We start from the raw sequence: 5,539 nt of genomic DNA on the forward strand, positions 1-5,539 counted from the left end.
CTGCCCGGCCAGGGCGACGAGCGTCCCGGCGACCGCCGCGGCCAGGGTGCTGCACGGCGTTGTCGTCCGCCACCTGTCGACCAGGGCGGGGCTGAGCAGCACCGCGGCGGGATCGGTGCCAGGCAGCGTGCCGAGGCCGGCCGCCAGCACCGTCGCGCCGCCCGCCACCAGCAGCAGCGCGATGATGGTCCAGAGCAGTCGGTGCCCGGCGTTGGTCATGCCGGCCGTCGCGGTGGCAGCAGCCGGATCTCGATCCGGGCGGGCCGCGGCGCGGTGAGGCGGTGCAACTCCCGCCGTACCGCGAACTCGATCTCCGACCGGGCGGCCGGGTCGCCGGTCGCGCGGATCCGCGGCTGCCACCGGTCGTCGCGCCGTCCGATCTGGACCCGGGCGCGTCGCACGCCCGGCACCGCGCGGGCGGCGTCGGCCAGCCGCCGTTCCACGCAGCGCCGGTGCAGGTGCCAGCCGTCGCGTCGTCGGTGCGCAGTCGGACCGGGGCCCACCGGCGCAGCTGGGCGACCAGGATGGCCAGGCCCGTGACAAGTGCGCCGCCGGCCACCGCCCGGACCGTCGGGTCATGCCACCGGGTGCTGGTCAGCGCGTCCAGCCAGCCGGTGGTGTCGAGCGGGGCCGGCCGGCCCAGGGCGCGCAGCAGCGTCTGGACGGCCACCAGCGCCCCGCCGACCAGCAGGGCCACGGCCAACACCAGGGAGGCGACCCGGTTGACGGCGCGCATCTCAGCCGTCCTCCGGCGGGACGCTCAGCACGCCGCAGACGTCCACACCGGGCACGAGAAGGTCGTCCACGGTGACCGTCACCACCGCCACGGTGAGCCCGGTGTCAGCGGCGACCTGGTCGGCGACGACAGTGCGGACGGTCTCGGCGATCGTCGGCACACTGTGTCCGTACCAGGTGATCAGGTGCAGGTCGAGTCCGACGGTCCGGTCGTCGAGGCGGACCGCGCCGGGCGGACCACGGACACGCCCGGTACCAGGCCGGCCGCGCGCACCGCGATCCGGGCCACGTCCGCCGCGTCGCCCGGGCGTCGCCGCGATCCGGTTGTTCCGGCGCGCGGGCCGGCGCCGGGGTTCGTTCCGGTGGACGGACGGGTGGTCATCGGCGTCGCCGAGCGTCCGCGCGGCGGTCACCGAGGCCGGTAACGGCGAGGTCGCCGTCGAGCACCCGGACGACCAGCCAGCCGAGCAGGCCGGCGAGCACGGCGAGGGCGGCGGTGCCGACCCCGGCGAGCGCCCAGACCGCCACGGCGAGGAACCCGGCGAGGAAGCCGAACTGCGGTCGCGACATGGTCACCTCCCGGCCGGCCCGGTACCGGCGTGGCTGGATACACCCGGTGGCCACCTCTGGAACATCCAGCGGACTGTGATCCCGGTCACACGGCAGCGCGACGGCCCATGATCGACCGCCTAGACTCGGCCCGGCTCGACCGACCGGCGGATGGATCAGGCAGATGACGAGCATCGGCAGCGACGACCGCGGCTGGCTGCGGGCGGTCCCCGCCGACGCGGGCGCGACACCCTGCTGGACCGCGCCGGTCACCGGGTCCTTCCGACGCGCCGGCTCAGTGACCTGGTCCAGGGCCGCCCGCCCGGCGTCACCGGCAGCCAGTGGAGCTCAGCGAGCCGTGCCAGCTTCGACTTCGTGGTCTACGCCGCCGACAGCGGGCACCCGATCGTCGCCGTGGAGATCGGCCCGGTCGCGGCCGCCGGCTCGGCCGAGCAGCGGGTGCAGCGACTCAAGGACGCGGTGGGCGCGGCCGTCGGCCTGCCCGTGCTGCGGATCGGTTCGCCGACCCTGCGGGCGGCCGAGCACGGTCGCCGGCTGGTGGAGTACGTCATCGACGCGCGCGCCTACGCCGCCGGTGGTGTCGGGGAGGACCCTGCCCCGGTGGGTTTCCGGGACATCCTCGGTCGGCTGCCGGACGGTCGCACCGGTCCGGTCAACGACCTCGGCGCGCTGGCCCGCGCGGCGGCGGTCGAGGCGTACGTCGCCGGGCGGGTGGCCGACCCCATCGTGCGGGGGCTGCACGTCCGCTGGGCGGACGGGCCGGCGCAGGGGTGGAGCTGGGTGCAGGTGCGCCCCGACGTGTGTCTCGTCGAGCGGGTCGTGGTGACCGAGCAGCGCTTCTCGTGCGGCATCGACGCGGCTCGGCTGGCCGAGGACCTCGCCACGGTCGCCCTCGGCGAGCGGCTGCGCGAGGTGGCGACAGCCGAGCTGCTGCCACGTGCCGAGCTGACCGCGCAGATCGTCGCGCTGAGTCGGCGCCGCGACGAACTGGTGGGCGGGTTCGCCTTCGATCACCTCTGCGCCGACTGATCGGCGCCCGTTTCACCTGCTGAACCCTGCCGGGCCCGGGCTGCGCGTCGGGTCGCGGCAATTTCCTGTGCGTCGGTTGAACCTTCCCGGCCGCCACCCCGTACTCCTGCGCGAATGAACAGGATCTCCCCATCCGTGTCAGCCAGACGCGGGAGACGGTGCGGAAAGCGCATCGTCGGCCATCGACGCATTACCGGGTACGTCATGGTGGGGTGCCCGTTGTGGCATGCCATCTCACATCCGTCGGTCCGCCGAGGGCAGGAATCCACTACCGGATCGCGAAGGAGAGCAATTCGATGCGCAGGTCCACACGGGCGCGCCGGTCGTCCGGCAACGCACGGAGCAAGCGTCTGCTGGCAGTTGTCGGCACGCTCGCCGTCTTCGGCGGAGTTGTCGCCGTGACCCAGATTTCGTCGGCCCAGGACCGGCGGACAAATAAGCCACGTCCGGCTGCTGGGCAGTGCGTGGAACCGAGCCCGGGCGCGACCGCGCCGACCGGCGGCGGTTCGACCAGCCGGACTTGGCAGAACGGTCGGTGGGTGCGTAACCACTGGGGTGACGGTCAGCAGTCGGTCCCCGAGTGCGAGGACGGCAAGGACGGCACGGTGGGTACCGGCACGGCCATCGCCTGCCCGGACGTGGCGGCCAAACTGCCCCAGGTGCCGGACCGGGCGCGGGCCGAGGTGGACCGCAGTCTCGCCCAGTTGCAGACCCAGATCGCCGAGGCCGACCGTCGGCTCGCCGCCGAGGGCAACAAGGGCGACGCGTTCATCCGCAGCGCGATCCTGCAACCGTTGGCCGGCAAGCGACGCGCCGTGCTGGACCGGATCACGACCGCCATCGACCGGGTCGGCCCCCGACCGCAGGGGCTCGCCCAGCTGGCCGAGTGCCAGGTGCAGCCGACCGGCAACAGCGGTGGTGGCAACAGCGGTGGCGGCACCACCAGCCCCACCACCACCCCCGGTGGCACCAACGGTGGTGGCAACAACGGCGGGAACAACGGTGGCACCGCCCCCGGCGCCGGGCTCGGCGTGTTGGCCAACGACTGTGACGAGAGCCGGCTCCAGCCGCACGACGGCTTCCAGAACGGCAACCGCTGTGTGAGCACCGAGTTCGGTGAGGTGGGCGCCGCGGCCAACAACCCGTCCCTGCTGATCACCCAGTTCCCCGACCAGGTCGGCCAGAACCAGCCCTTCACCCTGCGGGTCAGCACCCGCAACCTGGTCCGGGACCGCTTCCTGGCCGCTGGGCAGGGTGGCTACTACGTGGAGAGCTCGCTCCTCAACGACCAGGGCCTGGTCCGGGGTCACTTCCACACCGCCTGCCGGATGCTGGACAGCCTGACCGCGCCGCCGGAGCCGCAGGAGGTGCCCGCGTTCTTCGTCGCGACCGAGGACGGCCGCGGTGGGGCCCAGCCCGACGAGGTGACGATCCAGGTGCCGGGTCTGCCGGAGTCCGGCACCGCCCAGTGCTCGGTGTGGGCCGGTGACGGCTCGCACCGCCTGCCGATGATGGAGCGGGCCAACCAGACCCCCGCCTTCGACTCGGTGCGCATCGACGTCAATTGACCCGACCGCCGCGTCGCCGGCAGCTCCGGACAGACCGAGGGGGTCCCGCCGTTCCCGGCGGGACCCCCTCGTCGTGCTGCTACCTCAGCGACTCTTGTACGCCTCGACGACCTCGACCGGGATCCGGCCACGTTCGGAGATTTTGTAGCCGTTCTTGACGGCCCATTCCCGGATGGCCCGGTTCTGCTCCCGATCCATTCCGGCGCCGCTGGGTCGCCCCGGCCGCCGGACCGAGCGGGCGCTCTCCACCGGACCGCGCCCGATCCGCCGACCCGCATTGATGTACGGGTCCAGTGCCTTGCGCAGGACGCCGGCATTCTCGTCCGATACGTCGATCGTGTAGGCCACGCCGTCGAGACTGAACTCCACCGTCCGGTCGGCCTTCCCACCGTCGAGGTCGTCGGTCAGGACCGTGATTACTTTTCTCGCCATTGCCGATTACTCCCTGTGTGCGGCGGGATGTGTCCAAAGTCTGACCTATCACCCCGGTAATCCGCAACAATATGCGTTCATTCCTGCGGCGCGTCGCGATTCCGTTACCGAGCAATACCGTGAATCGGCGCGCGATGAAGCGACTTCATTCGGTGAGCAGGCCGGTGTGGCCGGCGACGGCGGCGGCCTCTGCCCGGCTGGACACCCGCAACTTCCGCAGCAGCGCGGCGGTCATCCGTTTCACCGTGCGCTCGGAAACGTGCAGTTCTTCGGCGATGTCCACGGTGTTGCGGCCGGCGGCGATCGCCCGCAGGAGCCGACGTTCCTCGCCGTCCAGGTCGACCGACGCGGCGTGCGTGGGCCGCAGCATGGCGCGCAACAGTTCGGCCGGAAGGACCGCCCAGCCGTCGAGGACGGCCAGCAGCGGGGGCAGCAGCTCCTCCGGTTCGCTGGTCTTCGGCAGGAACCCCTCGGCGCCGGCCCGCAGCGCCTCCAGCGCCGGGGCCGGGTCGGTGGAACCGGACATCGCGACCACGCGTACCCGCGGGGTGGTCCGCCTGATCGCGGCCACCGCCCGGATGCCGCCCGGCGCGGGCATGTGCAGGTCGACCAGGGCCAGGTCGGGGAGGCACCGGTTGACCAGTGCCGCCGCGGCGGCGGCGTCACCGGTCGCGCCGACGACCTGGACCCGATCGTCGGTGGCGATCGGGAGCAGCAACTCCAGGCCGCGGACGAAGAGGGGGTGATCGTCCACGACAACGAGTCGCAAGGTGGCGGCTCCCGGCATGTCTGCGCCGTTCCCCAGCGGGTACCGATCATGCGGGTACGCACCGAACGGGGGGAGTCGGATGGATGCGCGCACGCCACGGTCTGCGGGGCCTGCTGGGAGGCTTGCGGCGAATGGAGCCGGTGCCCGGTGAGATCCCAGCGTCAGCCGTCGACTCCGAGTTGCTGCTCCGGGTGCTGTGCCACGAGTTCCGCACGCCGATCAGCACGCTGACCGCGCTGACCTGCGCGCTGGCCGACGAGCACCGCGAGCTGACCGGCGACGACCAGCGGGCGATCATCGAACTGGCCCGCGACCAGGCGGTCCACCTGCAGAGCCTGCTGCGCGGCGCGACCGCCGGCACCGGCGCGTTGACGGTGGCCGGCAGCCGGAGCCGGCCGTCCCGCGTCGCCGGCGATCCTGCGCGAGGCCGCCGCGC

9 protein-coding genes are annotated in these 5,539 nt (G+C 72.9%); 3 read left to right on the plus strand and 6 right to left on the minus strand.

Annotation, left to right across the window (positions count from 1 at the left end; all coding sequences use genetic code 11):
• The 4 genes from JM949_RS33060 to JM949_RS33075 all read right to left on the minus strand — a co-directional run.
• The coding region (locus tag JM949_RS33060) for a hypothetical protein (protein WP_203151982.1) at positions 1-219 on the minus strand (219 nt) is incomplete at its 3' end.
• Entirely contained in the window at positions 216-443 is a 228-nt protein-coding gene (locus JM949_RS33065) for a hypothetical protein (RefSeq protein ID WP_203151983.1), read from the minus strand. The genes JM949_RS33065 and JM949_RS33060, both read right to left, overlap by 4 nt.
• A 294-nt stretch (positions 444-737) precedes the next feature.
• Positions 738-1,148, minus strand: a complete 411-nt coding sequence (locus JM949_RS39450; RefSeq protein ID WP_203151984.1) for an Asp23/Gls24 family envelope stress response protein — start codon at positions 1,146-1,148, stop codon at positions 738-740.
• On the minus strand, positions 1,114-1,305 hold the full coding sequence (locus tag JM949_RS33075; protein ID WP_203151985.1) for a hypothetical protein: 192 nt from the start codon (positions 1,303-1,305) through the stop codon (positions 1,114-1,116). The genes JM949_RS39450 and JM949_RS33075 overlap by 35 nt, the downstream gene beginning before the upstream one ends.
• 150 nt (positions 1,306-1,455) lie before the next feature.
• On the opposite strand from JM949_RS33075, the gene JM949_RS33080 reads away from it, so the two are divergent.
• Entirely contained in the window at positions 1,456-2,334 is an 879-nt protein-coding gene (locus JM949_RS33080) for a PDDEXK family nuclease (protein WP_238434329.1), read from the plus strand.
• A gap of 296 nt (positions 2,335-2,630) precedes the next feature.
• Positions 2,631-3,902 (plus strand): hypothetical protein, encoded by a 1,272-nt coding sequence (locus tag JM949_RS33085; RefSeq protein WP_203151986.1) that lies wholly within the window; start codon positions 2,631-2,633, stop codon positions 3,900-3,902.
• Positions 3,903-3,986: 84 nt separating this feature from the next.
• Here JM949_RS33085 and JM949_RS33090 read toward each other — a convergent pair whose 3' ends face one another.
• Together JM949_RS33090 and JM949_RS33095 are read right to left on the minus strand one after the other, a co-directional pair.
• Entirely contained in the window at positions 3,987-4,334 is a 348-nt protein-coding gene (locus JM949_RS33090; RefSeq protein WP_203151987.1) for a histone-like nucleoid-structuring protein Lsr2, read from the minus strand.
• 145 nt (positions 4,335-4,479) lie between these two features.
• A complete protein-coding gene (locus JM949_RS33095) occupies positions 4,480-5,088 on the minus strand; it encodes a response regulator transcription factor (protein ID WP_309232435.1) in 609 nt (202 codons plus the stop codon).
• Between the two features lie 98 nt (positions 5,089-5,186).
• Here JM949_RS33095 and JM949_RS33100 point away from each other — a divergent pair.
• Positions 5,187-5,539 (plus strand): histidine kinase dimerization/phospho-acceptor domain-containing protein (locus tag JM949_RS33100; protein ID WP_407664867.1); only part of this gene is annotated, 353 nt, incomplete at its 3' end.

This window comes from Micromonospora tarensis, from assembly GCF_016803395.1.
Lineage (GTDB): Bacteria > Actinomycetota > Actinomycetes > Mycobacteriales > Micromonosporaceae > Micromonospora > Micromonospora tarensis.

Coding starts and splice junctions, on each gene's coding strand:
- JM949_RS33085 (WP_203151986.1), top strand. CDS start 2,631: ATGCGCAGGTCCACACGGGCGCGCCGGTCGTCCGGCAACGCACGGAGC.
- JM949_RS33080 (WP_238434329.1), top strand. CDS start 1,456: ATGGATCAGGCAGATGACGAGCATCGGCAGCGACGACCGCGGCTGGCT.
- JM949_RS33090 (WP_203151987.1), bottom strand. CDS start 4,334: ATGGCGAGAAAAGTAATCACGGTCCTGACCGACGACCTCGACGGTGGG.
- JM949_RS33075 (WP_203151985.1), bottom strand. CDS start 1,305: ATGTCGCGACCGCAGTTCGGCTTCCTCGCCGGGTTCCTCGCCGTGGCG.